Origin of the sequence: Pseudomonas sp. B21-059, from assembly GCF_026016285.1 — a bacterium.
In the GTDB taxonomy this organism is placed as follows: Bacteria; Pseudomonadota; Gammaproteobacteria; order Pseudomonadales; family Pseudomonadaceae; genus Aquipseudomonas; species Aquipseudomonas danubii.
On the sequence record NZ_CP087201.1, the window covers coordinates 4,486,952 to 4,513,892 of the forward strand.

At 61.5% G+C, this 26,941-nt stretch carries 24 protein-coding genes, 3 tRNA genes and 2 pseudogenes; 13 read left to right on the forward strand and 16 right to left on the reverse strand.

All coding sequences use genetic code 11. From position 1 onward, the window contains the following. Window positions 1–5: 5 nt before the first annotated feature. The 5 genes from clpP to LOY69_RS19760 all read right to left on the reverse strand — a co-directional run bounded on the left by clpP (window position 6) and on the right by LOY69_RS19760 (window position 2,783). Window positions 6–641 (reverse strand): ATP-dependent Clp endopeptidase proteolytic subunit ClpP, encoded by a 636-nt coding sequence (gene clpP, locus LOY69_RS19740; protein WP_011062274.1) that lies wholly within the window; start codon window positions 639–641, stop codon window positions 6–8. Window positions 642–733: 92 nt separating this feature from the next. Continuing rightward, window positions 734–2,044 carry a trigger factor gene (gene tig / locus LOY69_RS19745; protein WP_115580527.1) on the reverse strand — a complete coding sequence of 437 codons (1,311 nt, stop codon included), beginning with the start codon at window positions 2,042–2,044 and terminating at the stop codon, window positions 734–736. Between the two features lie 412 nt (window positions 2,045–2,456). After that, window positions 2,457–2,541, reverse strand: a tRNA-Leu gene (locus LOY69_RS19750). 57 nt (window positions 2,542–2,598) lie between these two features. Beyond that, window positions 2,599–2,674: transfer RNA gene (locus tag LOY69_RS19755), tRNA-His, on the reverse strand. 32 nt (window positions 2,675–2,706) lie between these two features. After that, window positions 2,707–2,783 (reverse strand) — tRNA-Arg (locus tag LOY69_RS19760). Window positions 2,784–3,063: 280 nt separating this feature from the next. On the opposite strand from LOY69_RS19760, the gene folD reads away from it, so the two are divergent. Together folD and pbpG are read left to right on the forward strand one after the other, a co-directional pair. After that, a complete protein-coding gene (gene folD / locus LOY69_RS19765) occupies window positions 3,064–3,918 on the forward strand; it encodes a bifunctional methylenetetrahydrofolate dehydrogenase/methenyltetrahydrofolate cyclohydrolase FolD (RefSeq protein WP_102864649.1) in 855 nt (284 codons plus the stop codon). Between the two features lie 292 nt (window positions 3,919–4,210). Further along, window positions 4,211–5,149: a D-alanyl-D-alanine endopeptidase gene (gene pbpG / locus LOY69_RS19770; protein ID WP_102881833.1), complete on the forward strand. Its 939-nt coding sequence runs from the start codon at window positions 4,211–4,213 to the stop codon at window positions 5,147–5,149. A gap of 50 nt (window positions 5,150–5,199) precedes the next feature. Here the strand turns inward: pbpG and LOY69_RS19775 are convergent, their stop codons facing one another. Next, on the reverse strand, window positions 5,200–5,874 hold the full coding sequence (locus LOY69_RS19775; RefSeq protein ID WP_265074914.1) for a PA2778 family cysteine peptidase: 675 nt from the start codon (window positions 5,872–5,874) through the stop codon (window positions 5,200–5,202). Window positions 5,875–6,098: 224 nt separating this feature from the next. On the opposite strand from LOY69_RS19775, the gene LOY69_RS19780 reads away from it, so the two are divergent. Continuing rightward, a complete protein-coding gene (locus LOY69_RS19780) occupies window positions 6,099–6,269 on the forward strand; it encodes a hypothetical protein (RefSeq protein ID WP_162884075.1) in 171 nt (56 codons plus the stop codon). Window positions 6,270–6,348: 79 nt separating this feature from the next. Here LOY69_RS19780 and LOY69_RS19785 read toward each other — a convergent pair whose 3' ends face one another. Beyond that, a complete protein-coding gene (locus LOY69_RS19785; RefSeq protein ID WP_102881835.1) occupies window positions 6,349–7,104 on the reverse strand; it encodes a TerC family protein in 756 nt (251 codons plus the stop codon). A 30-nt stretch (window positions 7,105–7,134) separates the two neighbouring features. Further along, window positions 7,135–7,383, reverse strand: a complete 249-nt coding sequence (locus LOY69_RS19790; RefSeq protein WP_102881836.1) for a hypothetical protein — start codon at window positions 7,381–7,383, stop codon at window positions 7,135–7,137. Between the two features lie 134 nt (window positions 7,384–7,517). Here LOY69_RS19790 and nhaR point away from each other — a divergent pair, with 134 nt between their 5' ends. Beyond that, entirely contained in the window at window positions 7,518–8,423 is a 906-nt protein-coding gene (gene nhaR, locus LOY69_RS19795) for a transcriptional activator NhaR (protein ID WP_265073473.1), read from the forward strand. Here the strand turns inward: nhaR and LOY69_RS19800 are convergent, their stop codons facing one another. Further along, on the reverse strand, window positions 8,424–9,581 hold the full coding sequence (locus tag LOY69_RS19800; protein WP_110596159.1) for an MFS transporter: 1,158 nt from the start codon (window positions 9,579–9,581) through the stop codon (window positions 8,424–8,426). Between the two features lie 350 nt (window positions 9,582–9,931). On the opposite strand from LOY69_RS19800, the gene sstT reads away from it, so the two are divergent. After that, window positions 9,932–11,164 carry a serine/threonine transporter SstT gene (gene sstT, locus LOY69_RS19805; protein ID WP_102881839.1) on the forward strand — a complete coding sequence of 411 codons (1,233 nt, stop codon included), beginning with the start codon at window positions 9,932–9,934 and terminating at the stop codon, window positions 11,162–11,164. Between the two features lie 91 nt (window positions 11,165–11,255). Here the strand turns inward: sstT and LOY69_RS19810 are convergent, their stop codons facing one another. Continuing rightward, on the reverse strand, window positions 11,256–11,765 hold the full coding sequence (locus LOY69_RS19810; protein ID WP_102864642.1) for a DUF1993 family protein: 510 nt from the start codon (window positions 11,763–11,765) through the stop codon (window positions 11,256–11,258). A gap of 71 nt (window positions 11,766–11,836) precedes the next feature. Next, a complete protein-coding gene (locus tag LOY69_RS19815) occupies window positions 11,837–12,865 on the reverse strand; it encodes an AraC family transcriptional regulator (RefSeq protein ID WP_102881840.1) in 1,029 nt (342 codons plus the stop codon). Between the two features lie 177 nt (window positions 12,866–13,042). Between LOY69_RS19815 and LOY69_RS19820 the strand changes: the two genes are divergently transcribed. Next, the gene (locus LOY69_RS19820) at window positions 13,043–15,562 is read left to right on the forward strand and encodes a flavin-containing monooxygenase (RefSeq protein ID WP_265073474.1); all 2,520 of its coding nucleotides are present in this window, start codon (window positions 13,043–13,045) and stop codon (window positions 15,560–15,562) included. A gap of 221 nt (window positions 15,563–15,783) precedes the next feature. Next, on the forward strand, window positions 15,784–16,434 hold the full coding sequence (locus LOY69_RS19825) for a YceH family protein (protein WP_110596161.1): 651 nt from the start codon (window positions 15,784–15,786) through the stop codon (window positions 16,432–16,434). Between the two features lie 39 nt (window positions 16,435–16,473). On the opposite strand, the gene LOY69_RS19830 is transcribed toward LOY69_RS19825, so the two are convergent. Then, window positions 16,474–17,292, reverse strand: coding sequence for a shikimate 5-dehydrogenase (locus LOY69_RS19830; protein WP_110652863.1), 819 nt, complete (start codon window positions 17,290–17,292; stop codon window positions 16,474–16,476). Between the two features lie 255 nt (window positions 17,293–17,547). On the opposite strand from LOY69_RS19830, the gene LOY69_RS19835 reads away from it, so the two are divergent. The 3 genes from LOY69_RS19835 to LOY69_RS19845 all read left to right on the forward strand — a co-directional run bounded on the left by LOY69_RS19835 (window position 17,548) and on the right by LOY69_RS19845 (window position 18,640). Then, window positions 17,548–17,907, forward strand: coding sequence for a hypothetical protein (locus LOY69_RS19835; RefSeq protein ID WP_102864638.1), 360 nt, complete (start codon window positions 17,548–17,550; stop codon window positions 17,905–17,907). Between the two features lie 247 nt (window positions 17,908–18,154). Further along, window positions 18,155–18,349, forward strand: coding sequence for a hypothetical protein (locus tag LOY69_RS19840; RefSeq protein WP_102864963.1), 195 nt, complete (start codon window positions 18,155–18,157; stop codon window positions 18,347–18,349). A 108-nt stretch (window positions 18,350–18,457) separates the two neighbouring features. Continuing rightward, the gene (locus LOY69_RS19845) at window positions 18,458–18,640 is read left to right on the forward strand and encodes a hypothetical protein (protein WP_102881843.1); all 183 of its coding nucleotides are present in this window, start codon (window positions 18,458–18,460) and stop codon (window positions 18,638–18,640) included. Here LOY69_RS19845 and LOY69_RS19850 read toward each other — a convergent pair. Next, the gene (locus tag LOY69_RS19850; protein ID WP_102881844.1) at window positions 18,637–19,698 is read right to left on the reverse strand and encodes an AI-2E family transporter; all 1,062 of its coding nucleotides are present in this window, start codon (window positions 19,696–19,698) and stop codon (window positions 18,637–18,639) included. The two genes, LOY69_RS19845 and LOY69_RS19850, sit on opposite strands and share 4 nt — an antisense overlap. 158 nt (window positions 19,699–19,856) lie before the next feature. Here LOY69_RS19850 and yegQ point away from each other — a divergent pair, with 158 nt between their 5' ends. Continuing rightward, window positions 19,857–21,182, forward strand: coding sequence for a tRNA 5-hydroxyuridine modification protein YegQ (yegQ, locus tag LOY69_RS19855; protein ID WP_102881845.1), 1,326 nt, complete (start codon window positions 19,857–19,859; stop codon window positions 21,180–21,182). 48 nt (window positions 21,183–21,230) lie between these two features. On the opposite strand, the gene LOY69_RS30610 is transcribed toward yegQ, so the two are convergent. The 3 genes and pseudogenes from LOY69_RS30610 to LOY69_RS19865 form a co-directional block, all read right to left on the reverse strand. Then, window positions 21,231–22,052, reverse strand: coding sequence for a methyl-accepting chemotaxis protein (locus tag LOY69_RS30610; RefSeq protein WP_372342511.1), 822 nt, complete (start codon window positions 22,050–22,052; stop codon window positions 21,231–21,233). 84 nt (window positions 22,053–22,136) lie between these two features. Continuing rightward, window positions 22,137–22,910: pseudogene (locus tag LOY69_RS30615) on the reverse strand (cache domain-containing protein); the annotation flags it as partial. A gap of 176 nt (window positions 22,911–23,086) precedes the next feature. Beyond that, window positions 23,087–24,403, reverse strand: a complete 1,317-nt coding sequence (locus LOY69_RS19865; RefSeq protein WP_170003402.1) for a Na+/H+ antiporter family protein — start codon at window positions 24,401–24,403, stop codon at window positions 23,087–23,089. 1,487 nt (window positions 24,404–25,890) lie between these two features. Between LOY69_RS19865 and LOY69_RS30620 the strand changes: the two are divergent. Both LOY69_RS30620 and LOY69_RS30625 read left to right on the forward strand, forming a co-directional pair. Continuing rightward, window positions 25,891–26,037, forward strand: a pseudogene (locus LOY69_RS30620) (HAMP domain-containing protein); the annotation flags it as partial. Between the two features lie 102 nt (window positions 26,038–26,139). Then, window positions 26,140–26,895 carry a methyl-accepting chemotaxis protein gene (locus LOY69_RS30625; RefSeq protein WP_372342512.1) on the forward strand — a complete coding sequence of 252 codons (756 nt, stop codon included), beginning with the start codon at window positions 26,140–26,142 and terminating at the stop codon, window positions 26,893–26,895. Window positions 26,896–26,941 lie beyond the last annotated feature (46 nt).

The following is a 26,941-nucleotide window of genomic DNA, read 5'->3' on the forward strand; positions in this document are numbered from 1 at the left end:
TTATTTTAAGCGGGGCGCTGGTTGATTACTTCATCGATCAACCCGTACTCACGCGCTGCTTCGGCGCTCATGAAGTTATCACGATTGGTATCGCGCTCGATTTCTTCCAGAGTGCGCCCGCTATGCTTGGCCATCAGCGTGTTGAGACGCTCACGGATGAAGAGGATTTCCTTGGCATGGATTTCTATATCCGACGCTTGGCCTTGGAAACCGCCCAGGGGCTGGTGAATCATCACTCGGGAGTTTGGCAGGCAGAAACGCTTGCCAGGGGCACCGGCCGTCAGCAAGAAGGCACCCATGCTGCATGCCTGACCAATACAGGTGGTTGAAACGTTAGGCTTGATGAACTGCATGGTGTCGTAGATCGACATGCCAGCCGTTACCGAGCCGCCCGGGGAGTTGATATAGAGATGGATGTCCTTGTCCGGGTTTTCCGCTTCAAGGAATAGCAGTTGCGCACAAATCAGGTTGGCCATGTAGTCTTCTACAGGACCTACCAGAAAGATCACTCGCTCCTTGAGGAGGCGCGAGTAGATGTCGTAGGCGCGCTCGCCACGAGCGGACTGCTCGACAACCATCGGGACCAGGCCGCCTGCGGCCTGGATATCAGAGTTCTGCTGAATATACGAATTACGGAACATGCTCTGCAGTCACTCCCAAATAGTCACGTCTTGAATACGCATAAGCCAGCGCGAAGGCTGGCTTATGGTGTGTGCTTCGAACGAGAAGAAAATCAGTCGGCTTGAGGTGCTTCTACCGGCTTGACCGCTTCTTCGTAAGAGACCGATTTGTCGGTCACGCTAGCTTTCTGCAGAACAGTATCCACAACTTGTTCTTCCAGCACAACCGAACGGACTTCGTTCAATTGCTGCTCGTTCTTGTAGTACCAGGACACGACCTGCTCAGGCTCCTGGTAAGCCGAAGCCATTTCCTGAATCAGCTCGCGAACGCGGTCTTCATCAGGCTTCAGATCGAATTGCTTAACAACTTCAGCAACGATCAGCCCCAGCACTACACGGCGCTTGGCTTGCTCTTCGAACAGCTCGGCAGGCAGCTGATCCGGCTTGATGTTGCCACCGAATTGCTGGACAGCCTGAACGCGCAGACGATTAACTTCGTTGTCCAGCAGCGCCTTTGGCACTTCGATCGGGTTGGAGGCCAGCAGACCGTCCATTACCTGATTCTTCACTTTGGACTTGATGGCCTGACGCAGCTCACGCTCCATGTTCTTGCGAACTTCGGCACGGAAACCTTCCAGGCCGGCTTCCTTGATACCAAATTGAGCAAAGAACTCTTCAGTCAGCTCAGGCAGCTTAGGCTCGGAAACGCTGTTAACAGTCACGGTGAACTCGGCAGCCTTGTTGGCCAGATCCAGGTTCTGATAGTTCTCAGGGAAAGTCAGGTTCAGGACACGCTCTTCACCAGCCTTGGCGCCAACCAGACCGTCTTCGAAGCCAGGGATCATGCGGCCGGAGCCCAGTACCAACTGAGTGCCTTTAGCCGAACCGCCTGCAAAAGCTTCACCATCAACCTTACCCACGAAGTCGATGTTCAGTTGATCATCGTTCTGCGCAGCGCGATCAACAACTTCAAAGCGAACATTCTGCTTACGCAGGATCTCCAGCATGTTGTCCAGATCAGCATCAGCTACGTCAGCGCTCAGACGCTCAACAGCGATGCTTTCGAAACCGGCAACCGTGAACTCTGGGAAGACTTCGAAAGTGGCAACGTATTCCAGATCCTTGCCCTTCTCCAGCACTTTAGGCTCGACCGAAGGAGCGCCAGCTGGGTTCAGCTTCTGCTCAACAACGGCCTCATAGAAGGAAGCCTGGATCACATCACCCACTGCTTCTTGGCGCGCATCAGCCTCATAACGCTGACGAATCACGCTCATTGGAACCTTGCCAGGACGGAAGCCCGCAATTTTGGCCTTTTGGGCAGTCTGCTGCAGACGCTTGTTGACCTGGCTCTCGATGCGCTCAGCCGGCACGGTGATGCTCATGCGGCGCTCAAGAGCAGAAGTATTTTCAACAGAAACTTGCATGGATATTCCTCGTTGCACAGACGTTAGCCGGCCGTTTTCCGACCCCAGAATCAAGGGCATGCATTCTAGTGGGTCAAACTCAAGAAGTCACCCTACTGAAAACGGGTAAAAAACGGCCGACAATGTGAAGGCGAGGACAAAGGGTTGAGCCTCGCCATGAGAGCAAATACTACGAATCCAACCAGAGCCTCTACGCCAACCCTTCTATATATAGAAGGAGCCGGCCAGAGCTTCCCTGACAAACACCAACCAATAGCCAAGATCCCAGCATCCAGCGACCAAAGGCCAACCATTGCCCAACCCAGCCGCCCCACCGCTCGTGGAAACACCAGACATATCGGACCCAGAAACGAAAACGGCGCAGCCCTTTTCAGGTGCTGCGCCGTAATATGCTATTAACTAGCTACTTTATTGGTGCGGACGAAGAGACTCGAACTCTTACACCTTGCGGCGCTGGAACCTAAATCCAGTGTGTCTACCAATTCCACCACGTCCGCTTAACAATCTTTTAAAGCAAAGGCGCCAGACTATTAATCTGGCGCCTTCTTCGAATATGGGGTGGACGATGGGGATCGAACCCACGACAACAGGAGTCACAATCCTGTGCTCTACCAACTGAGCTACGCCCACCATATTGCGTTACTTGTGCCAAAGCTGCCTAATGGCGCACCCGGCAGGACTCGAACCTGCGACCATCCGCTTAGAAGGCGGATGCTCTATCCAGCTGAGCTACGGGCGCCTTATTAATCTGTATTCTTTAACGATTACAAACTAATTGCTTTCAGTCGTTATGAGCTAAACATCAACTCTGCCCGACTTTCTTAACCAGTGCTAGGCTGTGCCCGACAAGTGCGACGAATGTTATAGGCGAGCCTTTAGGTCGTCAACTCTTTTTTGAAAAAAATTCATTTAATTAAAGGAGTTAGGGGAATTTGCAGACCAAGCGCCTTTGCCCTCACGTTCCGACATGCGAGAATACGTTCTCTTTTTCTCTCCCTCTCGATGGTTAATCACGCGTCATGACTGCACAACTAATCGACGGCAAAGCGATCGCCGCTAGCCTGCGCCAGCAGATCGCCAAACGTGTCGCCGAGCGTCGCCAGCAAGGCCTGCGTACTCCGGGCCTCGCGGTGATTCTGGTCGGCAGCGACCCGGCCTCTCAGGTTTATGTCTCGCACAAGCGTAAAGACTGCGAAGAGGTCGGCTTCCTTTCACAAGCCTATGACTTGCCCGCCGACACCACTCAAGAAGCACTGGCGGGCTTGATTGATCGCCTCAATGATGACCCGAACATCGACGGTGTCCTGCTACAGCTGCCACTCCCTGAGCACCTGGATGCCTCTCTACTACTAGAACGCATTCGTCCGGACAAAGACGTGGATGGCTTCCATCCTTATAACGTTGGTCGTTTGGCCCAACGCATTCCCCTGCTGCGCCCCTGCACTCCCAAAGGCATCATGACCCTGCTGGAAAGCACCGGTGCCGACCTGTATGGCATGGATGCAGTAGTGGTCGGCGCATCCAACATCGTTGGGCGCCCGATGGCCATGGAGTTGCTGCTGGCTGGCTGCACCGTGACCGTCACTCACCGCTTCACCAAGGATCTGGCTGGCCATGTCGGCCGGGCCGACCTGGTTGTCGTTGCTGCTGGCAAGCCAGGCCTGGTCAAGGGCGAGTGGATCAAGGAAGGCGCTATCGTCATCGACGTCGGCATCAATCGCCAGGAAGACGGCAAGCTGGTGGGCGACGTGGTTTATGAAACCGCCCTGCCCCGCGCGGGCTGGATCACTCCAGTGCCTGGTGGCGTAGGCCCCATGACCCGCGCCTGCCTGCTGGAAAACACCCTGTACGCCGCAGAATCGCTGCACAGCTGAGTTTTCGACAGCGCACAAAAACCCGCCAATGGCGGGTTTTTTTATGCGCCAACGCTACAACGTCCCGGCGCTCTTTATCGCCCCTGAATCTTAGCGTTCAGGACCCCGCTCAGCCTATTCTGAAACCGCAGTAGCGCTCAGGAAAAAACGGTGTTTTTTCTTGGTTTTTAAGGGTTTTCGACTGACCGCTGAAGAACAATCGACAGTTCTTCAGCCATACTCATAAAATGTAACGCTTTTCCGAAAAAGCCCGTTGCCAAACGGCATATCCATTATTATCGAGTCCGCCCGCGTGAAAATTCGTCTCTCCATCCTCAGCTTATTGTTTGCTGTGTCCGGCACCTTGATCGCGCACAGCGTCGACGCCAGCGAAACCACCGCGGCGCCAAGAGACACTTCACAATTGCATATTGCATCCGGCAGCGCCCTGCTGCTGGACCTGCAAACCAACAAAGTCATCTATTCCAGCAATCCGGACGTTGTGGTGCCCATCGCTTCGGTGACCAAACTGATGACCGCCATGGTGGTTCTGGACGCCAAGCTGCCGCTGGACGAACACATCTCCATGAACATCAGCGACACCCCGGAAATGAAGGGCGTGTTCTCCCGGGTCAAGCTCAAAAGCGAACTAAGCCGTCGAGACACCCTGCTGATTGCCCTGATGTCCTCGGAAAACCGCGCCGCGGCCAGCCTGGCCCATTATTACCCGGGAGGCTATCCGGCCTTCATCGCCGCCATGAACGCCAAGGCCAAGTCACTGGGAATGACCCACACCCGCTATGTGGAACCCACCGGCCTGTCGATCCATAACGTTTCCACGGCTCGCGACCTGAGCAAATTGCTGGTGGCTGCCCGCAAGTACCCTCTACTGAGCGAGCTGAGTACCACCAAGGAAAAGACCGTGGCATTCCGCAAGCCCAACTACACCCTGGGCTTTCGCAACACCAACCACCTGGTCAACAAGGAGAAATGGGACATCAAGATCACCAAGACCGGCTTCACCAATCAGGCCGGTCACTGCCTGGTGCTGGTCACCAGCATGGGCAATCGCCCGGTAGCCCTGGTGATTCTCGATGCCTTCGGCAAGTACACCCACTTTGCCGACGCCAGCCGCATCCGCAACTGGGTAGAAACCGGCAAGAGCGGCTCGGTACCGGACGTTGCCTTGCGCTACAAGGCCGATAAGAACCTCAAGAACCGCCAGACTGCAGCCCCTCAGGCCTCGCACTGATACTCAAGCACAACAACGGCGCCCAATGGCGCCGTTGTTGTCTGCAGGCTTCAGTGGCTATCGAGCGCTTTGCTGGCCCTGGCTGCTGCTTGTTCCTGACCGGCCTGCCCCAGTTCATTGGCCGCTTTCAACCAGCGCTGGCGATCGACCTTGGCTGGCAACTGGTTGGGCGCCTGAATCAATACCGCAAAGCTCCCGGCGCTCTTCCAGGACGACTCGAACTCACGAAAGCTCATCAGTTGCCGACGGCTTTTCGCTCCACGCAGCAACACGGTTTGCTTGTCCCGGTTGTAGCCGGCCAACACCGCATAACGCGGCTCAGCCCAGAACGTCGAACCTTCGGTAAAGCGCACCAGTACCGGATAACCTGCCGCCACCTGGGTCAGCAGGGACGCTAGATGATCGTCCAGGGGATAGACCACCATGCCGTACTCACGCGCCAGGCTTATCATGTTCTGCTGCAATTGCGCCTCGGCGCCAGGCAGGTGCAAGGGTTTGTCCAGCAACCCCGGAGTAATCACGACGCCCTGTTGCGACAGCATACCGGCCAAGGCTGCGGGGCCACTTTGGTACATCTCTCCACGGAAAAACGGCACGCTGTTGAGCTCCACCCGCTCCGGCAGGCGCTGGATCTCGGGTTGCACGCTGCCAGCACAACCGACCAGGCTCAAGACACAGGCGCTGACCAGCAACGCCGCTCGAAATCGAGGAAATACCCGCACCATCATCGCTCTCTATATTCAAACGCCGGACGACCCGGTCCCGGCTGGGGCCTTGATCATAGGGCGCTCACGGGCGAGGGTATAGCGTTAGGCGGCAGTTAATTGAAAACCATAGAGCGAAGTGTTCGAAGACTCTCGACTATTGGTCAATAGCCTGAAACACAGAGACTACTAGACTAACCATTGGTAAGAGTGTGTGCCCTGGACAGGGCATCAAGGAGGCACTTATGAGCCTGACAACGACGATAGTGATGCTGATCCTGAGCTGGCTGGCCGTAGCCGCCGCAATGCTCTGGGGCGTGCTACGCATCACCCGCCGTCACCATCATCGGCCCCAGCAGTCCACCCCTGACATCAAGACTGGAAAAGCCGCCCGGCGCCCAGCCACTGCTCACTGATCAACATTCCCGCCCTGCCGAAAACAACACGGCCGCCTGACTCCAAGGAGTACAGACGGCCGTTCGTCATGGTTGTGAGTCAGCCCTCGGCCTGCGCCGCCTGACGCTTCTGGCGGACCCGACGGGCCAGTATGTTCAGGCTTTCAATGGCAGCCGAGAACGCCATCGCCGCATACACATACCCTTTGGGTACATGGGCGCCGAAACCTTCGGCGATCAGGGTCATGCCGATCATGATCAGGAAGCCCAGGGCCAGCATCACCACGGTCGGGTTGTCATTGATGAACTTGGCCAACGGCTCGGCAGCCAGCAGCATCACCAGTACCGACGCCACCACGGCAATGATCATGATCGGCAAGTGCTCGGTCATGCCCACGGCAGTAATGATGCTGTCGATGGAAAACACCATGTCCAGCAACAGGATCTGGCCAATCGCAGCAGCAAAGCCGATCGCCACGCCCGATGTCTGAGTTTTGTCCGCCTCAGGCTCCGGAGTCATGCTGTGGTGAATCTCCGTGGTGGCTTTCCACACCAGGAACAGGCCACCGGCAATCAGGATCATGTCCTTCCAGGAGAAGCTCTGCCCCATGACGTCGATCACCGGCTCGGTGAGCTGGACGATGAAGGCGATGGTGCTGAGCAGCGCCAGACGCAGGAACAACGCCATGCCAATACCAATGCGCCGCGCCTTGGCCCGATGCTTTTCCGGCAACTTGTTGGTGAGGATGGAAATAAAGATCAGGTTATCGATGCCGAGCACGATTTCCATCACCACCAGGGTGGCCAGGGCGACCCAAGCAGTGGGGCTAGCAGCGAGTTGTAAGAGGTAATCCATGGGTCAATCCTGAATCGGTTGTATGAAAGATCAGATTTCCTGGGACGACTCCGGCTTCTTCGCCGCGTCTTCCTGTGGTTTTTCCTTGCCGGTCACACTTTGCGTGGCGTCACTCAACGCTTGCTCTGCGGCCTTGTGAGTATCGTCGATGGCTTGCTTGGCAGTCTCGGCCGCCTTGTCCAGCACCTGTTGCGCGCTTTTTTCCGCCTGATCGCAAGCTGCCAGGGTCAGCATAGACAGTGCCAGCAGCGACGCTACACCCAGTTTTTTGAATGACATACCGTATTCCTCGATAGAACGGGCGTGGCCAAGTGGGGCCCCGTCGATAGCGGGGCATTCTAAGGAGAGTAATACTTCAGGAAAATTCGTATTTTTAGCAGTTATACTTCGATTTTCACGAACTGATAGTCGCCATGCTCAACTACCGACAACTGCATTATTTCTGGGTTGTAGCCAAGACCGGCAGCATCGTCCGCGCCTGCGAGCAGCTCAACCTGACTCCACAAACCATCAGCGGCCAGATCAGCCTGCTGGAGCAGACCTATGGCATCGAACTGTTTCACCGGGTCGGACGCCAACTGGAACTGAGCGAAGCCGGGCGCCAGGCCCTGCCCTACGCCGAACAGATGTTCCAGCTCGGTGGTGAACTGGAAGCCATGCTTCGGGCCAGACCCGACGAGCAACAGATCCAATTCCGCGTCGGCGTGGCAGACGTGGTGCCCAAGTCCATCGTCTATCGCCTGATCGCGCCCACCATGGAACTCAGCGACCCGATTCGCCTGACCTGCCGCGAAGACAAACTAGAGCGCCTGCTGGCAGACCTGGCCATCCAGCGCCTGGACCTGGTGATCTCCGACAGCCCCATGCCCTCGCATCTGGACATCAAGGGCTACAGCCAGAAACTCGGAGAATGTGGCGTCAGTTTCTTCGCCACCGAGGAACTGGCGCGATTGCACGGCACGGACTTTCCCCGGGGCCTGCACGGCGCCCCGCTGCTGATCCCGGGCCAGGAAACCGTGGTCCGCAGCCGCCTACTGCGCTGGTTCGCCGAACAGCAATTGCAACCGCGCATCATCGGCGAATTCGATGACAGCGCTCTGATGCAGGCCTTCGGCCAGTCCGGCAGTGGGATCTTTATCGCCCCCAGCGTGATTGCCGATGAGGTCCGGCAACAGTACGGCGTGCATCTGATTGGCCAGACCGATGCCGTGACCGAATCGTTCTACGCCATTTCCGTGGAGCGCAAGGTCAAGCACCCCGGCATTGTCGCCATTACCGAAGGCGCCCGACGGGAACTGTTCACCTCCATCAACCACTGATCAGGAAGGACAGGCGTGCGGCGCCTTGAGCTTCATCAGCAGCAACGCCAGGGCAATGGACAGCACAATGAAGCAGGACGCTGCAAATCCCAGGCTACCCAGCCCCAAGGTGTCGATCACCCGACCGCCGACCATAGCCCCCAGGCCGATCCCCAGGTTGGCCCCGGCGATGTTCAGCGACGCAGCGAACGCCGGCGCTTGCGGCGCCGCCTTGATCAGCCGCACATGGCTGACCAGGAACAGGGCTGCCTGGGTCACGCCCCAGACACCCATGGCTGCCGCCAACCCCAGGGTCGAATGAATGCTCGGCACCAAGGCCAGCATGCCGCCGATCATCAACCCACAGAACACCATGGAAGCGATCAGCGGATGCCGGTCCACAGCCCGGCCGCCCAGGGAATTGCCGATCAACCCCACCGCGCCAAAGCCCATCAGGCACCAGCCCACCACGGTGCCGTTAAAGCCCGCCAGGCGCTCGAGAATATCCGCCAGGTAGGTATAGGCAGTGAACATGCCGCTGAACACCAGAATCGACAGCAGTACATGCCCCTGCATCAGCGGGCTGCGCAGGATGCGAAACTGCGAACGCAGGCTTGCCTGTTGGTTATGCGGCTTGGTTGTCGGCAGGTAGACCCACAGCAGCAAGGCCTTGCCGAAGGCCACCACAGCGAGGAGGCCAAAGGCGCTGCGCCAGCCAAAGGCATCGGCGATCAGGGTGCCCACGGGAATCCCGAACACCGTGGCGCAAACAATGCCGAAGCCGATCTTGGCAATGGCGCGCCCGGCATAGTCCGGGCCGACGATATCCACTGCCGTTTCGCTGGCCAGGGCCCAGAACACCGGCAACCCCAGGGCCGGCACCAGTCGCGCCAGGGACATCACCCAGATATTCGGCGCGAGCGCCGCCAGGGTATTGGCCAGGCCAAACATCAACAGCACGCTGATAAACAGCTGCTTGCGCGGAAAACGCGCGAAGTAGGCGGTCAGGAAGGGCCCGAAAGCGGCGACGGTGAATGCGAACAGGGTCACCAGCAAACCGGCCTGGGACACGCTGACCTGCAAGTCCCGGGCAATCGACGGCAACAGGCCGACGATGATGAATTCCGTGGTCAGCACGGTAAAACCCGCGGCCGACAACAGCAGGATGGGCAACAACATCAAGAACTCCAGAAACGGCGACAGCAGCGATAGCCCGAAGGGCCCGCTGACTGGATAGGAAAAGGGGGTGGCGAATGTTAACAGAGTGAGTACGGGTCAGGGCAACCGCCACGTCGCCGCTTTTCTTGCTGCGCCAAGTGGCAGATCGTCACATCGACGCGGGAAGCACTGGCTGCTGTGATAAAGTCCGCCCCCTGCCAAAAACAGGCCTGATCGCGCACAGCCACTCAAGTCGCCCGATCGCCGGTTGCCATTGACCACCGCAGCCATGGGTGCCGCTGCAGCCCGGGCCACTTTAGGCCCGGGGTACCCGGCATGCACTGCACATTAAAATAAACAGAGATACCGCTATGAGCGCTTCCCCCCCTTCCTTTCTGCAATCCCTCAAACGCCTCAGCCTGGTCACGCAGATCGTTATCGGCCTGATTGCCGGTATCGCCCTGGCCCTGCTGGCACCCGAGGCCGCGAAGTCCACCACCTTCATTGGCAAGGTCTTCGTCTCGGCGCTCAAGGCCGTGGCGCCGATCCTGGTGTTCGTGCTGGTGATGGCCTCAATCGCCAACCACAAGCACGGCCAGGAAACCCATATCCGGCCGATCCTGGTGCTCTACCTGCTGGGCACCTTCGCTGCCGCCGTGGTAGCCGTGATCGCCAGCAGCCTGTTCCCTTCCGCCCTGGTGCTGTCGACCCAGGACGTCGCCATCACCGCTCCCGGCGGCATCAGCGAAGTGCTGCAAAGCCTGCTGCTGAGTGTGGTGGACAACCCGGTCAGCGCCCTGATGAACGCCAACTTCATCGGTATCCTGGCCTGGGCCATCGGCATGGGCGTGGCCATCCGCCACGCCGGCCAGACCACCCGCACGGTGCTCGACGACCTGTCCAACGGGGTCACCGTCATCGTGCGTGTGGTGATCCGCTTCGCACCCCTGGGGATTTTCGGCCTGGTGGCCTCGACCCTGGCCACTTCAGGCTTCGATGCGCTGCTGGGCTACCTGCACCTGCTGGCGGTACTGATCGGCTGCATGCTGTTCGTGGCCCTGGTGATGAACCCGCTGATCGTGTTCTGGAAGATCCGCCGCAACCCCTTCCCACTGGTACTGACCTGCCTGCGCGAGAGCGGCATCACCGCGTTCTTCACCCGCAGTTCGGCGGCCAACATTCCAGTCAACCTGGAGCTGAGCAAGCGCCTGGGCCTGCATGAAGACACCTATTCGGTGTCCATCCCCCTGGGCGCCACCATCAACATGGCCGGCGCGGCGATCACTATCACCGTGCTGACCCTGGCCGCCGTGCACACCCTGGGCATCGCCGTCGACCTGCCGACCGCCGTGCTCCTCAGTGTGGTGGCAGCGATCTGCGCTTGCGGCGCTTCCGGTGTCGCCGGTGGCTCGCTGCTGCTGATTCCACTGGCCTGCAGCCTGTTCGGCATCCCTAGCGAAATCGCCATGCAGGTGGTGGCCGTGGGCTTCATCATCGGCGTGCTGCAGGACTCGGCGGAAACTGCGCTGAACTCCTCCACCGACGTGCTCTTCACCGCCGCCGCGTGCATGGCCCAGGAAGACAAGGCGCAAGCCTCAGCCTGATTCACGGCCACTAAAAAGCCCGGCCAGGGTCAACCTGGCCGGGCTTTTTTATGCGTGCTGAAAGGCTCGTGCCGCTCTTCAGCAGGACGCCTTAGAACGCGCCCATGTAGTCGCGCTTGCCCACTTCCACACCGTTGTGACGCAGGATCGCGTAGGTGGTGGTGACGTGGAAGAAGAACTGCGGCAGGCCGTAGGTCAGCAGGTAGGACTGGCCACTGAAGCGCTTCTCTTTCGGAGTGCCCGGACGGGTGACGATCTCGATGCCTTCCTTGCCGTCGATCTGCGAAGGCTGGATGCCTTCGATAAAGGCCAGGACCTTGGCAATCAGCGCCTGCAGGTCGGCGAAGGTGACTTCAGTATCGTCGTACTTGGGCAGCTCGACCTCGGCCAGGCGAGCCGACACGCCCTTGGCGAAGTCCACGGCGATCTGCACCTGACGCACCAGCGGGAACATGTCCGGATACAGGCGCGCCTGGAGCAGGGCATTGGGTTCGATATTCTTCGCCGTGGCGTGAGCTTCGGCCTTGTGCAGTACATCGCTCAAGGCGTTGAGCATTTGCTTGAAGACAGGAACGGAAGCGGCGTACAGGGAAATAGTCATGACAGTCTCGACATGGATGGCGGAAATACAACGAGCAGGGATTATAGCCACAGCGGCCGACCCCGGGGCCTTTATCCCGGCGGCCCTTGGCGATAGGCGCTGGGCGCGACGCCAAACCAGCGCTTGAAGCTCTGGGAAAAACTCGACAGGTCGCTGAAGCCCAGCCGCTCGGCGATCTGCGTCAGGCTCAAGGCCGGGTTGCCCAATAGCTCCAAGGCCCGGGCGCTGCGGTGCTGGCTCTGTAATTGCCGGTACGACGTGCCCTCCTCCTGCAAACGACGCTTGAGGGTGCGCACGCTGGTCCGACTCAACCGCGCCATGCTCGGCAGGTCCGGTACGCTGCCGGAGGGGGCGGCCTCAAGATACTGGCGCACCAGGGCCGTAGCCCCCTGAGGCGCTGAACGACGCTCCAGCAACTGTGCACACATCTGCTCGCACATCGACACCGTCAGTGGATTGGCCTGGGGCAAGGCCCGGGTCAGGAAGCGCCGGTCGAAGGCCAGGCCATGCTGCTCGGCCCGATAGGCGGGACTCAGGCCCAGGATCTGCTCCACCTCCCCCGTGCTGCGCGCCACAGGACGGCCATTGCACCGGGTAAACCGCGTCAGGCGAAAGTCCGGGCCCACAATCTCCTTCATCAATACCGCCGCAGCGGCCATGTCCCGCTGCAGCAGAAACTCCCGTACCGCCGGGTCCGCCACCGCAGGCTCAGCAAACGTCAGCACGCCCAGCTCCTGCTCCACTCGATAGCCGATCGTGGCAAAGGCATAAGTCAGGGGTAAGAAGCGCAAGGCCAGGTTCAAGGCATCCGCCGCGGTCGTACTGCTGATCAGGCCATAGCCAAACAGGCCGTAGCTGGAGAAGTGATAGCGCGCGCCCACGACGTAACCCAAGCCCCGGGGATTGCCCAGCAAACCCAGCAGATTGCTCACCAGTTGCAGTTCCTGAGCCGCCGTCAACAGGCTGTTGGGGTCCTGCAACTGCTCCAGGGACAACCCCGAACCGGCCAGCAAACTCGCCACTGGCAAGCCCTTTTCGCGGCCGAAGCTCACCAGCAGCAAGGCGCTGGAAGGTCCTCGGGTGTAGGTCTGGATACTCATGGGCCGGACTCATGAACCGCTGATTTGGCCCAAATACTAAAGCACTTGTCCCGTTACAGCATGGGGCCTGCACTTTATTCCCTGCATGCTTCACTGATCGGGGCTGCACCACAGAAACAAGGACGTGGCCTCGGGAGGATCAACCCAGTGCCGCACAACAATAACAACGAGGTCGTCATGCCCCAATCAGCACCTGCCTGTACCCCACCCTCCAGCTCAACCGCGCCCCTTGAGGCCCTGATCATCGGCAGCGGCTTCGGCGGCCTGGGCATGGCCATCGCCCTGCGCAAGGCCGGGGTCGATCAGTTCATCCTTCTTGAGAAAGGCCAGGACGTTGGTGGCGTCTGGCGCGACAACACCTACCCCGGCGCCGCCTGCGACGTGCCTTCGCACCTGTACTCGTTTTCCTTCGAGCCCAACCCGAACTGGTCCCGGGTTTTCGCCCCCCAGGCAGAGATCCACGACTACCTGCAGCATTGCGCCCAGCGCTACGACCTGCTGCGCCACATCCACTTTGGCAGCGAAGTGCGCCACGCCCGGTTCGATGAAACCAGCAGTTGCTGGCAGGTCATCTGCCGCGATGGCCAGGCGCACTTCAGCCGCCTGCTGATCAGCGCCACTGGCCAACTGAGCCGCCCCGCCCTGCCCAATCTGCCGGGCCTGGACAGTTTCCAGGGTCATGTATTCCACTCCGCAGCCTGGGACCATCACTACCCTCTGGCCAACAAGCGGGTGGCGGTGATCGGCACCGGCGCCTCGGCCATCCAGTTCGTTCCGCAGATCGCCGATCAGGTGGCCGCGCTCAAGGTCTTCCAACGCTCCCCGGCCTACATCATGCCCAAGGCCGACCGCGCCTACCGCCCGGAGGAAAAACAGCGATTCGCCCGCCATCCGCTATGGGCCAAACTGGTGCGCGCCGCCCACTACCTGCATTTCGAATCCCGGGCCCTGGGCTTTACCCGCCTCAAGAGCCTGACCCAATGGGTGGTCGGTATTCCTTTTCGCAAGCTGCTGAATGCCTCGGTGCCCAACCCCGAACTGCGCCAGCGCATGACCCCGGACTATCCCATCGGCTGCAAACGCATCCTGCTGTCCAACGACTACCTGAAAACCTTCGCCAAGCCCCATGTCGAGCTGTTGACCCAGGGCATCGAGCGCATTACCGAGCACGGCATCACAACCCTCGACGGCCAGCAGCACCCGGTGGACGCCATCATCTATGGCACCGGCTTCGCCGCCACCGAATTCCTTTCGCCGATGCGCATCAGCGGCCGCGGCGGGGTCGACCTGAACCAGGCCTGGCAACATGGCGCGGCAGCCTACCTGGGGCTCAGCGTGCCCGGCTTCCCCAACTTCTTCATGCTCTACGGGCCCAACACCAACCTGGGCCACAACTCCATCATCCACATGCTGGAAAGCCAGATATCCCACGTGATCAAGGCCCGCCGGGCGCTGCTCAAAAGCGCGGCGAAAACGCTGGAGGTGGACGAGTCGCCCTACCAGCGTTTTCAGTGGCGCATCCAGCGCCGCCTGGCCACCTCGGTGTGGAGCGGCTGCCAGAGCTGGTATGTCGACGCACAGGGGCACAACAGCACCAACTGGCCCGGTTTCACCTGGAGCTACAGATGGCTGACCCGCTATGGCGGACTGTCCGCCTACCGATTTGCCAGCCCCCTGGACGCGCCGTTTTCGCCCAGCGATGGACAGCGAGTGGCCCCACCCGGGGATTGGCTGGAACGGTGCAACGCGGCTTTCTTGCGGCTTTTCCTGAGAGCCAGTTTCAGGACCCTGATCGGCCCGCCGCGGCAGCTGGTGAGCCAGCGCAAGCTCGTCAACGCTCTCTCCTGGCTGATGCCCGGCGGCCTGGGCGTAACCCGCAAGCGCACGAGCCTGGGTCAGTTGGCGGTGCAGTGCGTCGAGCCCAAGGCCCGGACCTCGAACGCGGTCATCCTCTACCTGCACGGCGGCGCCTTCTGCCTGGGCAACCCGGACACCCACTACAGCGTCACCAGCCGCCTGGCCAGGGAGACTGGCTGCCGCGTCTGGGCGCCCGACTACCGACTGGCACCGGAGCATCCCTACCCGGCCGCGCTGGACGACTGCCTGGCCTGTTATGACGCGATCCGTGCCCAGGGCTGCGCGGCGCAACAGCTGCTGATTGCCGGTGACTCTGCCGGGGGCGCCCTGGCGCTGGCACTGGCGCTGACCTTGAAGCAACGCGGCGAGCCGTTCGCGGCCGGGCTGATACTGCTCTCGCCGGTTACCGATCCCGACCTGGGCGCAGACCGCCTTCAATCCCGAACCGCGGTCGACCCGATGATCCGCCGCGACTGGCTGGAGCAGGCCCTCAAGGCCTACGCCGTCCCTGCGCAGACGCTTTCACATCGCCCCCTGGAAGCGGACCTGCGCGGCCTGCCGCCGATGCTGGTCCAGGTCGGCGACCAGGAACTGCTGCTGTCCGACTCCCTCCGCCTGGCCGAACGGGCACGGGCGTCCGGCGTACCCTGCCAGCTGGAAATTCACGACGGGCGCTGGCATGTCTTCCAGTTGCAGGCCTTCTATCTGCGCTCTGCCAGGAACGCCCTGCGCAGCATCGCCCGGTTTGCCCAGCGGTGCCTGGAACCCGTCACCAGTCCCCCTGCGCCGTCCACGCCGCGGACCGCAGCCGAACCGGCACAAGCTGCGCAATCCAGCTGAAACCTGCCGCCGCGCCGACTGCGCGGCGGCCTTGCCTTGCTTGAACGCCGCAACCCGATCTCCGCCCCACCAAGTTCTGATGGTCAGAACCGGCTTGTGAAGGTAAAACAGAGCCCCTCGAAGAAGGCCGACTCGGCCACGGAAAACTCAAGACCGCCCTAGCGCGCCCTGCACCGGGTTTTCCACGACCTCATCCATCAGTGACCAAGGGACCAGCACTTATGAGCAACGAGCACGACACCCCCAACGAAGCACTGCGCCTGAGCAGTACCGACATCCGCGTTCTGGGTTCGTTGATCGAAAAGCAGGCCACCAGCCCGGAAACCTATCCCCTGACCCTCAATGCCCTGGTGATCGCCTGCAATCAGAAAACCAGCCGCGAACCGGTGATGAACCTGACCCAGGGCCAGGTCGGCCAGAGCCTGCGCGCCCTTGAGGCCCGGGGCTTCACTCGGTTGGTCATGGGCAGCCGCGCCGACCGCTGGGAACAGCGCCTGGACAAGGCCCTGGAACTGGTGCCGGCGCAGTTGATCCTGTGCGGCCTGATGTTTCTGCGCGGTCCGCAGACGGTCAACGAACTGCTGACTCGCAGCGGGCGCATGCACGATTTCGAAGACAGCGAGCAAGTCCTGCACCAGCTCGAACGCCTGATCGCCCGGGGCCTGGCCCTGCACATCCCGCGTCAGGCCGGCCAGCGCGAGGACCGCTACACCCACGCCCTGGGCGACCCGGCGGATATCGAAGCGATCCTCGCCGCCCGCGGCAACCCGGTGGAGCGCAGCGCCGGCGGCGCGGTTTCAGTGGAGCGCATCGAAGAACTGGAAGCGCGGATCGCCGCCCTGGAAGAACGTCTGGCCCAGCTCGAAGGCTGAGCTGACGCGTCCTCATGGGCCGCTGACGACAATGCCGGCTCAAGCCCGAGCGAAGGCCACCGCCTTGTGGAACTGCTCCTCGCTCGGGCGCACGCCGGTATACAGCACAAACTGCTCCAGGGCCTGAATCGCAATCACCTCCAGCCCGGTGATGACCTGCTTGCCTTCGGCCCTGGCCCGCAAGATCAACGGCGTCTCCGACGGTACGGCCACCACATCGAACACCCGGTCCGCCGCAGCAATCGCCTCGGCCTCGAACGCCAGCTGCTGCGCTTGCGGGCCACCGCTCATGCCGATCGGGGTCACGTTGATCAGCATCTGCGGCCGCAGGCTGCCCAACTCCGCCCGCCACTCATATCCCAAGGCACTGGCCAGGGCGCGCCCGGTGACTTCATTGCGCGCGACGATCACGCCCTGGGCATAACCGCCATCACGCAAGGCACTGGCCACCGCCTTGGCCATGCCGCCGCTGCCGCGCAGGGCGAAAGTCGATTCCCGTGGCACGTCGTGCTCGGCCAGCAACTGAGCCACGGCAATGTAATCGGTGTTGTAGGCCTTCAGGTGGCCATCGGTGTTGACGATGGTGTTGATCGAAGCGATGGCCCTGGCCGAGGCATCCAGCTCATCCACCAGGGCGATGCAGTCCTCCTTGAACGGCATGGACACGCCGCAGCCGCGAATCCCCAACGCACGTATCCCCCGCACCGCACCGGGCAGGTCCTGACTGCTGAAGGCCTTGTAGTAGAAATTGAGCCCCAACTGCTCGTACAGATGATTGTGAAAACGCAGGCCGAAGTTCCCCGGACGCCCGGACAGCGACATGCACAACTGGGTGTCTTTGTTGGGGTTCATTTGCATATTCATCTCCTCGCTGGGCACTTTCGGATAGACGGGCTTGGTCAGCCAAGCCCCTTGTGCCTGATCATATCGGCGCTGGTTTGCAGGCCCCTGCAGCGCCCAGGGATGACGGTAAAGAGGCCGGTACAGACCTTACACAATATTTACTCAGCGGCTGTGCAGATTTTCCAGAAACCGCTGTCTTAGCAGTATCCCCGCGTCAGTTCTTGAGTCTGGTGCAGACCATAAACGCAGGGGTTGAACCGAGGACCAACCATGATTTCCAAAATCCCCAAGATTGCCCTGCTCATAGGTGCACTGGCTGTCGCCGGCCAGGCATCGGCCCACGGTGGTGGCTGGGCCGGCCCCGCGGCACTGGGCGCAGTTGTCGGTGCAGCCGTTGTGGGCTCGGTGATCGCCAATCAGGATCGTCCGGTCTACGTGCAGCAGGCGCCGGTGTATGTGCAACCCCAGCCGGTGTATGCCGCGCCACCACCGCCGGTCTACTACCAGCCGGCACCGGTCTATGTCCAACAACCGGTCTACTACCGCCCGGCGCCGGTGTACTACGGCCCGCCACGGGGCTACTACGGCCACCCTCATTACTACTACGGCCCACGTCCCGGCCGCTGGTAACCGTCCACTGAAACAGCCACAGGCCCCGCCCTCGAAGCGGGGCCTGTTGCATTTTGCCATCACCCGGATGTCTGAATAATCCCGAACAATGTCGCGACTGGAACAGTATTTGCCTGCAAATCCGGGAATAGTGTGCTGATCCCACGACGGCCCTGAGCAACGCGGGACTGTCATGTTTGTGTCATTCAAGGACTGCAAGATCGATCCAGTCCGCTCGCCACAGGCCCATAACAACAAGGACGACCCCATGCCCACGCAAAACCCCCACCGCGTCGAAGGCCTCTGCACCTCCAGCCGGGTGTACGACGCCCTGACCGAACTCAAGCATCTGGAAGGCCATCGCTGCGCCAAGTTTCTCTCGCTGCTGGCCCAGAACCTGGTGCGCAAGGGCCTGCTCAATGAGCAGGAAGTGCTGCACATGCTCGATCAGGTGGTGGACTGAACCACCGCAACCGCTAGCACCGGCATCAATGTCCACTATCAGACTGGGTGATTTTTCGTAGCACTTGAGGCTTTGTAAGGTAACTCCTCGCCCATCGAGGAGGTTGTCATGCCCAAGGTCCAGATCATGTCCGTCATCGGCAGTGCCGTCCCCGCGTCGCTCAGGGAACTGGGCTTGCTGGCCTGCTGGTACCTGGTACGCGACGGCGAAGCCGTCAGCGGCCCGCTGACCTCCCTGCCCGCCGCCCAGGCCCTGTCCAGGCAACTCGATCTGCACAGGGCCCACTGCTAAGGCAACTGCACCCGAGGCCGGGTTTCGACGAACAGCGCCCAACTGGACATGAACAGCGCGGCGATCAAGGGCCCGATGACAAAGCCGTTGAGGCCGAAGATCGCCAGCCCGCCCAGGGTCGAGATCAGGATCAGGTAGTCCGGCATCTTGGTGTCCTTGCCCACCAGGATGGGTCGCAGCAGGTTGTCCACCAGGCCGATCACGAACACTCCGAACACCCCCAGCACTACCCCTTGCCAGATCGCTCCGCTGATCAGGAAGTACGCCGCCACCGGCCCCCAGACAATCCCCGCCCCCACCGCCGGCAGCAACGACAGAAATGCCATCAGCACCGCCCACAACAGGGCACTGGGAATATCCAGGAACCAGAAGATCATTCCCCCCAGGGCGCCCTGGGTCACCGCCACCAGCACATTGCCCTTGACCGTAGCCCTTACCACCCGATTGAACTTCAGTTGCAGCCGGCGTTTCTGGTACTCGGCCAGGGGCACGGCGGTGCGGATCTTGCGCGCCAGTTCGGCGCCATCACGCAAAAAGAAGAACAGCAGGTAGAGCATGATGAAGAAGCTCACCACGAACTCGAAGGTGCCCTGACCGAAGCTGAACGCCTGGGTCGCCAGGTACTGACTACCCTGCATCGCGCTCTTGACCGTCTTCTCCTGCAAGCCCTTGAGCTCGCCAAGGCCCAAGCGATCCAGCAGGTGCTGAAAGTAGGGTGGCAGGCTGTGCTTGAACTGGGCCAGGTAGCCGGCGATGTCCAACTGACCGCTTTCGATCTTCTTGTACAGCTCGGCCCCTTCCTGGACCAGCAACACACTGGTGATGATCACCGGCAAGATGGCGATCACCAGGCAGATCAGCAGGGTGCACAAGGCCGTGAGATTGCGCGGCCAGCCGAACTTCAATTGCAGGCGGCGCTGCAAGGGAGCAAAGACGATGCCCAGGATCACCGCCCAGAACAGTGCTCCGTAGAACGGCAGCAAAATCCAGATGAACGCCACCGTCACCAGGACCAGTAACAGCAGCAGGCTTTTGTTTTGCAGGTTGTTTTGATTCATGTCCGATCCAGATCAGTCAACGCCCCATCACGGCGTCCTGAGGTTAGTCCGCAGCCGTGATGCCGAGTGCGTTTTTTTCTGCATCAGACATAGATCCAGATCAATGAATGCCCGCCAGCACTGGCTTACCCTCGCGACCTTTTGCGACCGACAGCCCCATGACGCTCCTCGCCAAGCCCGAACTCCTGGCCCCCGCCGGCACCCTGAAAAACATGCGCTACGCCTTCGCCTACGGCGCCGATGCGGTGTACGCCGGCCAACCGCGCTACAGCCTGCGGGTGCGCAACAACGAATTCGACCACGCCAACCTGGCCCTCGGTATCCGCGAGGCCCAGGCCCAGGGCAAGCGTTTCTACGTGGTGGTCAACATCGCCCCGCACAACGCCAAGCTCAAGACCTTTCTCAAGGACCTGGAGCCTGTCATCGAGATGGCCCCGGATGCGCTGATCATGTCCGACCCGGGGCTGATCATGCTGGTGCGCCGGCACTTCCCGGCCATGCCGATCCACCTCTCGGTGCAGGCCAACACGGTGAACTGGGCCAGCGTCGAATTCTGGCAACTGCAAGGGCTGACCCGGATCATCCTGTCCCGGGAACTGTCCCTGGAAGAAATCGAGGAAATCCGCCAGAAAGTGCCGGCCATGGAGCTGGAAGTCTTCGTCCACGGCGCCCTGTGCATGGCCTATTCCGGACGCTGCCTGCTCTCGGGCTACATGAACAAGCGCGACGCCAACCAGGGCACCTGCACCAACGCCTGCCGCTGGAAATACAAGGCCGAAGCAGCCACCGAGAACAACCTCGGGGACATCGTCCAGACCTTCCAGCCAGAGCCGACCCTGGGCCTGGGGGCGCCCACCGACCAGGTGTTCCTGCTCCAGGAAGCCAATCGCCCGGACGAGCTGATGCCGGCCTTCGAGGACGAGCACGGCACCTACATCATGAATGCCAAGGACCTGCGGGCGGTGCAGCACGTGGAGCGCCTGACCCGCATGGGTGTGCACTCGCTGAAGATCGAGGGCCGGACCAAATCCCACTTCTACTGCGCGCGCACCACCCAGGTGTACCGCCGGGCCATCGACGACGCGGCGGCCGGGCGCGAGTTCGACCGCAGCCTGATGAACGATCTGGAGTCCCTGGCCCAGCGCGGCTACACCGAAGGCTTCCTGCGCCGCCATGTACATGACGAGTACCAGAACTACCAGAACGGCAGCTCGGTGTCGGAACGCCAGCAGTTCGTCGGCGAACTCACCGGCGAACGCCGTGACCGTCTGGCAGAAGTGAAGGTGAAGAACCGTTTCGCCCTGGGCGATCACATGGAACTGATGACCCCCAAGGGCAACTTCCATTTCGATCTGCACGAACTGCAGAACGCCAAGGGCGAAACCATCGAAGTCGCCCCGGGGGATGGCCACACCGTGTACCTGCCGATCCCCGATCAGGTGGACCTGCGCTTTGGTCTGTTGATGCGCGACATCAGCGCCTGAGGGGCAGCGCTCTTGCCAGCCGCCCCAGGCGGCTGGCTGAGCACAACATCAGATCCGGAACTGCCCCACCAACCGACCCAGGCGCTGCCCCAGGTCCGCCAGACTGCGTGACGTCTGGGCGCCGCGCTGGGTTTCATCGGCCACGCTGTCCACCGCCACGGCAATCTGGTGCACGCTGCGGTTGATCTCCTCAGCCACCGCGGTCTGCTCCTCTGCCGCACTGGCGATTTGTGCGTTCATCGAATTGATGGTGCCAATCAGCTGGGCCATGGTGTCCAGCGAAGCACCGGCCTCGTTGGCTTTCACCGAGGTGCCATCGCCGGCATCGCTGGAGCGGCGCATGGCGTCCACCGCCACCCGAGTACCCTGCTGCAGACGATCAATCATGCCCTGGATTTCCTGGGTGCTTTGCTGGGTACGGCTGGCCAGGGCCCGCACTTCGTCGGCGACCACGGCAAAACCACGCCCGGCCTCCCCGGCCCGGGCCGCTTCGATGGCCGCGTTCAAGGCCAGCAGGTTGGTCTGCTCGGCGATTGAGCGGATCACATCCAACACGCTGACGATCGACGCCACGTCCTGCTGCAAGCTGTCCAGGGAAGTGCCGCTGTTGCGAATATCGCTGACCAGGGCATGGATCTGCTGGATGCTGCCATCCACCACGCGCTTGGCCGCCTGGCCTTCCTCATCGGTCTGTTGCGCCGCCACCGCCGCCCCCTGGGCACTGCGCGCCACTTCCTGGGCAGCCGAAGACATTTCATTGATCGCCGTGGCCACCTGATCGGTCTCGTGACGCTGACGCTCCATGGCCTGTTCCGAACGCTGGGCCTGATCCGAAACCTGGGTCACCAGCTCGGTGAGCTGCCCGGTCATCTCGGTGATCTGGCGCACCAGACCGTGGATCTTGTCGACAAAACGGTTGAACGAACCGGCCAGTTCCCCCAGTTCGTCCTGGCTGGTGATCGCCAGACGCCGGGTCAGGTCGCCTTCGCCGGCGGCGATGTCATCCAGGTTGGCCTTCATCAGGTTCAGCGGCCGCAGCATGGTGTTGGCCACCAGCAGGCCCAGGGCCGCAATCACCAGCAGCACCACCGCGGCGATCCCGAGGATGCTCAGGACCATGCCTTCCATGCGTTGGTTGACGCTGTCCTGGACTGCCGCCACCTGGGCGTCGATGCCGTCGAGATTGACCGAGGTGCCCAGCACCATGTCCCACTTGGGCAAGTACTCGGTGTAACCCAGCTTGGGCACCAGCACGTCGCTACCCGGCTGAGTGGAGCTGTATTGCACGTAATGACTGCCGTCCTTGCCCACACGCACCAGTTCGCGGTTGACGTAAACGCCGTTGGGGTCGCGATTGTCCTTGAAGCTCTTGCCCACGCCGTCCGGGCTGTTGCCCTTGAACAGGCGCACGGTCTCGGAGTCGTAGCCAAAGAAGTAGCCGTCCTTGCCGTAAGTGATGTTCGACAGCAGCTTGACCACCTCGGCCCGGGCTGCCTGATCCCCGGGCGCCGCCGCGTCATACAGGGGTTTGACCGTGTTCAGGGCGACTTCGACATAGCTCTGCAGCGTGGTCTTGGCCTCGCCCAGCAGACGACTACGGGTTTCCTCAACCTCTTTCTGGGCCTGCTGGCGCAACATGAACACCGTGCTCAGGCTGATCACCAGCGCGAACAGCAGTACCGGGAGTACCGCCAGGGACAGGACTTTGGCCTTCAGGCTCAAGCGCATAGTGGGCTCACTCTTGGTTTTTTATTGGCGTGATAACCGCGTTAACGGCACGCCAAAACAAAAGTTGAGCCCGACCTCACAGGAGCGGGCCTGCCGGTTAGAGGGCCGGCAGACCCTGCAGCGCCTTGAAGGACGCCTTCACCGGCAAACCGTCTCCGGCATAGAGAGGGATGGAATCAGAGGACCATGGCCGCGACCCAGCCAAAGGCCAGCAGCGGCAGGTTGTAATGCAGGAAGGTCGGGACCACGGTGTCCCAGATGTGATGGTGCTGACCGTCAATGTTCAGCCCCGAGGTCGGGCCCAGGGTCGAATCCGAGGCCGGCGAGCCTGCATCCCCCAGCGCCCCGGCGGTGCCCACGATGCAGACAATCGCCAACGGGCTGAACCCCAGCTGCACGCACAAGGGCACGAAGATCGCCGCCAGGATCGGCACCGTGGAAAACGACGAACCGATGCCCATGGTCACCAACAGCCCCACCAGCAACATCAGCAAGGCGCCCACGCCCTTGCTGTGGCCGATCCACGCCGCCGAGGCTTGCACCAGGGAGTTGACCTCGCCGGTGGCCTTCATCACTTCGGCGAACCCGGAGGCGGCGATCATGATGAAGCCGATCATGGCCATCATCTTCATGCCTTCGGTGAACAGGTCGTCAGTCTCGCGCCAGCGCACGATGCCCGACACCGAGAAAATCAGGAAGCCGCACAAAGCCCCGATAATCATCGAGTCCAGCAGCAACTGGATCACGAACGCAGCGACGATAGCCGCCCCCGCCACCAGCAGGGTCCGCGGGTTGTACTGCACCGCCACCTGCTCGACTTTCTCGATCCGATCCAGGTTATACACGCGCTTCTTGCGGTAGCTGACAAAGGCCAGCAGCAAGCCGCAGAGCATGCCCAGGGCGGGAATGCCCATGGCGTGGGTGACGTTGACCTGGCTGATATCCACCCCGCTGCGGGCCACGTTGGCCAGGAGGATCTCATTGAGGAAGATGTTGCCGAAGCCCACCGGCAAGAACATGTAGGGGGTGATCAGGCCGAAGGTGATGACGCAGGCGATCAGCCGCCGGTCCAGTTGCAACTTGGTCAGTACATAGAGCAGCGGCGGCACCAACAGTGGGATGAAGGCAATGTGGATCGGCAGAATGTTCTGCGAAGCAATCGCCACCACCCACAACAGGCCGATCAGCAGCCATTTGACCTGGCCGCCGCCGTGGGCGTCCTGGCGATCCACCAATATCAGGATCTTGTCCGCCAGGGCATGGGCCAGGCCGGACTTGGCGATGGCCACGGCGAAGGCGCCAAGCAAGGCGTAGGACAGGGCCACGGTGGCACCGCCACCCAGACCACTGTTGAACGCCTTGAGGGTAGCCTCGATCCCCAGGCCACCCGTCAAACCGCCCACCAGGGCACCAATGATCAGGGCGATCACTACATGCACGCGGGACAGGCTGAGCACCAGCATCACGCCAACCGCGGCAATTACTGCGTTAATCATCGTTACCTCATTACTGCGCCGCTAAAAAAGGCGCAAAAGCCTGTGACCGACCGGAAGGCAGCGGGCTGCCGACATCGAGATGAAAGAGGTTCTTATTAGAGGGCGCGCACTTTGCAGCAGCGCAACCAGCTTGTCAAAACCCGCACCCCGCCGCCCGCAGGAGCAAGCTTGCTCGCGAAGCACCCAAGCCCCCCGTACCCGTGGCGAGGGCGCTCGTTCCCGTCGGGCTGCAGGGCAGCCCCAGAGCCTCACGGCTTATTTCGAACAAGCGTTTAAAGAACGCCGTTCGTCGGCCGTTACAGTGCAAAGTCTCAGATATTTATCGAATAAAGGACGCCTCCATGTCGCTCAGACAACTTTCCATCCAATGGAAGATCACCCTGCTGGCCGGACTCTGCCTGTTGGGCATCGTGTCACTGTTGGTGGGGCTTTCGCTGTATCGCATGGAGCACAGCTCCGAGCTGGTGAAAGCGTCGAGCATGGAGATGCTCAACGAAGCAGCCCAGGCGCGGATCGAAGCCCAGGGTGAAGTCCAGGCACTGGGCATTCGCCAACAGTTCATGGACGCCTATCAATACGGCCACGGCTTTTCCCGCCAGGTGCTGTTCCTGCGGGAACAGGCCGAGAAACGCTTCCTCGACGCCTTCGACCTGCGTGAAGACCTGACCCGCCAGGTCAAGTCGGCGCTGCAGGCCAACCCCGACTTGCTGGGCCTGTCCCTGGTGTTCGAAGCCAACGCCCTGGATGGCAAGGACGAGTTGTTCAGCGGCCAGAGCGAATTGGGCAGCAACGAAAAAGGCCGCTTCGCCCTGTACTGGTCCCAGCCCACCCCGGGCCAGCTGACCTCCATGGCGTTGCCGGAAAGCGACATGAGCGACACCCGCAGCGGACCCAGCGGCCAACCGGCCAATGCCTGGTTCACCTGCCCGCGCAGCACCCTCAAGCCCTGCGTGATCGAGCCCTACTTCTATGACATCGACGGCCAGAAGGTGCTGATGACCAGCATCGTCTTCCCGCTGCTGGTCAACGGCAAAGTCATCGCCTCGCTGTCGGTGGACATCAACCTCAACAGCCTGCAGGCCATCAGCCGCGATGCCAGCCAGAAGCTCTACGCCGGCCAGACCAGCGTCAGTATCCTCAGCCCCGCAGGCCTGCTGGCCGGCTATAGCCCGGATGCCAGCAAGCTCAGCCAGCGCCTGGACAGTGTCGACAGCGTCAACGGCGCCGAACTGATCCGCCAACTGGCCGATAGCACCCAGACCCACAGCCTGCACAGCCAGGAGAAACTCAAGGTCCTCGCCCCCTTCACCCCGATCCCTGGCGGCAAGCCCTGGGGCGTGCTGCTGGATGTGCCGGAAAAGGTCCTGGTGGGTCCGGCCGAAGCCTTGAAAAGCGAACTGGACGCCAGCAACAACAGCGGCACCCTGATGGAGCTGGGCCTGGGCCTGCTGGCTGCCGTGGTGGGCCTGCTGCTGGTGTGGCTGATGGCGCGCAGCGTGACCCGGCCGATTCTCGGCGTGGCCCACATGCTCGAAGACATTGCCAGCGGTGAAGGCGACCTGACCCGGCGCCTGGCGTACAACAACAAGGACGAGCTGGGGCAACTGGCCGGTTGGTTCAACCGTTTCCTCGACAAGCTGCAACCGATCATTGCCGAAGTGAAACGCTCGGTGCAGGACGCCCGCGGCACCGCCGACCAGTCATCGGCCATCGCCACCCAGACCAGCGCCGGCATGGAACAGCAGTATCGTCAGGTGGACCAAGTGGCCACTGCTTCCCACGAGATGAGCGCCACCGCCCAGGACGTGGCCCGCAGTGCGGCCCAGGCGGCCCAGGCGGCGCGGGATGCCGACCAGGCCACGCAACAGGGCCTGACCGTGATAGACCGCACCACCCGCAGCATCGATCAACTGGCCGCCGACATGAGCGCCGCCATGACCCAGGTCGAAGGTCTGGCCGCCAACAGCGAACAGATAGGCACGGTACTGGAAGTGATTCGTTCGATTGCCGAGCAGACCAACCTGCTGGCCCTCAACGCTGCCATCGAAGCGGCCCGCGCCGGAGAGGCCGGGCGCGGTTTTGCGGTGGTCGCCGACGAGGTGCGCAACCTGGCCCAACGCACCCAGGAATCGGTGGAGGAAACCCGCCAAGTGATCGAGCAACTGCAAACCGGCACCCGGGACGTGGTGGGCTCCATGAACAGCAGCCACCGCCAGGCCCAGGGCAGCGTCGAACAAGTGGGTCAAGCCGTGACCGCCCTGCGCCAGATCGGCGACGCGGTGACGGTGATCAGCGACATGAACCTGCAGATCGCCAGCGCCGCCGAGCAGCAGAGCGCAGTGGCCGAGGAGATCAACAGCAACGTGGCGACCATCCGAGACGTCACCGAATCGCTGTCGGAACAGGCCAATGAGTCGGCGCGGGTCAGCCAGTCCCTCAACAGCCTGGCCAACCAGCAACAGAGCCTGATGGACCAGTTCCGCGTCTGACCTGTAGCCGCTGCCGCAGGCTGCGATGGCCCCCAAGAGGGGGTCG

Excerpts from the sequence above, each read along its gene's own strand:
- clpP (WP_011062274.1), bottom strand. The coding sequence starts at position 641 with ATGTTCCGTAATTCGTATATTCAGCAGAACTCTGATATCCAGGCCGCA.
- tig (WP_115580527.1), bottom strand. The coding sequence starts at position 2,044 with ATGCAAGTTTCTGTTGAAAATACTTCTGCTCTTGAGCGCCGCATGAGC.
- folD (WP_102864649.1), top strand. The coding sequence starts at position 3,064 with ATGACTGCACAACTAATCGACGGCAAAGCGATCGCCGCTAGCCTGCGC.
- LOY69_RS19775 (WP_265074914.1), bottom strand. The coding sequence starts at position 5,874 with ATGGTGCGGGTATTTCCTCGATTTCGAGCGGCGTTGCTGGTCAGCGCC.
- LOY69_RS19780 (WP_162884075.1), top strand. The coding sequence starts at position 6,099 with ATGAGCCTGACAACGACGATAGTGATGCTGATCCTGAGCTGGCTGGCC.
- LOY69_RS19785 (WP_102881835.1), bottom strand. The coding sequence starts at position 7,104 with ATGGATTACCTCTTACAACTCGCTGCTAGCCCCACTGCTTGGGTCGCC.
- LOY69_RS19790 (WP_102881836.1), bottom strand. The coding sequence starts at position 7,383 with ATGTCATTCAAAAAACTGGGTGTAGCGTCGCTGCTGGCACTGTCTATG.
- nhaR (WP_265073473.1), top strand. The coding sequence starts at position 7,518 with ATGCTCAACTACCGACAACTGCATTATTTCTGGGTTGTAGCCAAGACC.
- LOY69_RS19800 (WP_110596159.1), bottom strand. The coding sequence starts at position 9,581 with ATGTTGTTGCCCATCCTGCTGTTGTCGGCCGCGGGTTTTACCGTGCTG.
- sstT (WP_102881839.1), top strand. The coding sequence starts at position 9,932 with ATGAGCGCTTCCCCCCCTTCCTTTCTGCAATCCCTCAAACGCCTCAGC.
- LOY69_RS19810 (WP_102864642.1), bottom strand. The coding sequence starts at position 11,765 with ATGACTATTTCCCTGTACGCCGCTTCCGTTCCTGTCTTCAAGCAAATG.
- LOY69_RS19815 (WP_102881840.1), bottom strand. The coding sequence starts at position 12,865 with ATGAGTATCCAGACCTACACCCGAGGACCTTCCAGCGCCTTGCTGCTG.
- LOY69_RS19820 (WP_265073474.1), top strand. The coding sequence starts at position 13,043 with ATGCCCCAATCAGCACCTGCCTGTACCCCACCCTCCAGCTCAACCGCG.
- LOY69_RS19825 (WP_110596161.1), top strand. The coding sequence starts at position 15,784 with ATGAGCAACGAGCACGACACCCCCAACGAAGCACTGCGCCTGAGCAGT.
- LOY69_RS19830 (WP_110652863.1), bottom strand. The coding sequence starts at position 17,292 with ATGCAAATGAACCCCAACAAAGACACCCAGTTGTGCATGTCGCTGTCC.
- LOY69_RS19835 (WP_102864638.1), top strand. The coding sequence starts at position 17,548 with ATGATTTCCAAAATCCCCAAGATTGCCCTGCTCATAGGTGCACTGGCT.
- LOY69_RS19840 (WP_102864963.1), top strand. The coding sequence starts at position 18,155 with ATGCCCACGCAAAACCCCCACCGCGTCGAAGGCCTCTGCACCTCCAGC.
- LOY69_RS19845 (WP_102881843.1), top strand. The coding sequence starts at position 18,458 with ATGCCCAAGGTCCAGATCATGTCCGTCATCGGCAGTGCCGTCCCCGCG.
- LOY69_RS19850 (WP_102881844.1), bottom strand. The coding sequence starts at position 19,698 with ATGAATCAAAACAACCTGCAAAACAAAAGCCTGCTGCTGTTACTGGTC.
- yegQ (WP_102881845.1), top strand. The coding sequence starts at position 19,857 with ATGACGCTCCTCGCCAAGCCCGAACTCCTGGCCCCCGCCGGCACCCTG.
- LOY69_RS30610 (WP_372342511.1), bottom strand. The coding sequence starts at position 22,052 with ATGACCGGGCAGCTCACCGAGCTGGTGACCCAGGTTTCGGATCAGGCC.
- LOY69_RS30625 (WP_372342512.1), top strand. The coding sequence starts at position 26,140 with ATGGAACAGCAGTATCGTCAGGTGGACCAAGTGGCCACTGCTTCCCAC.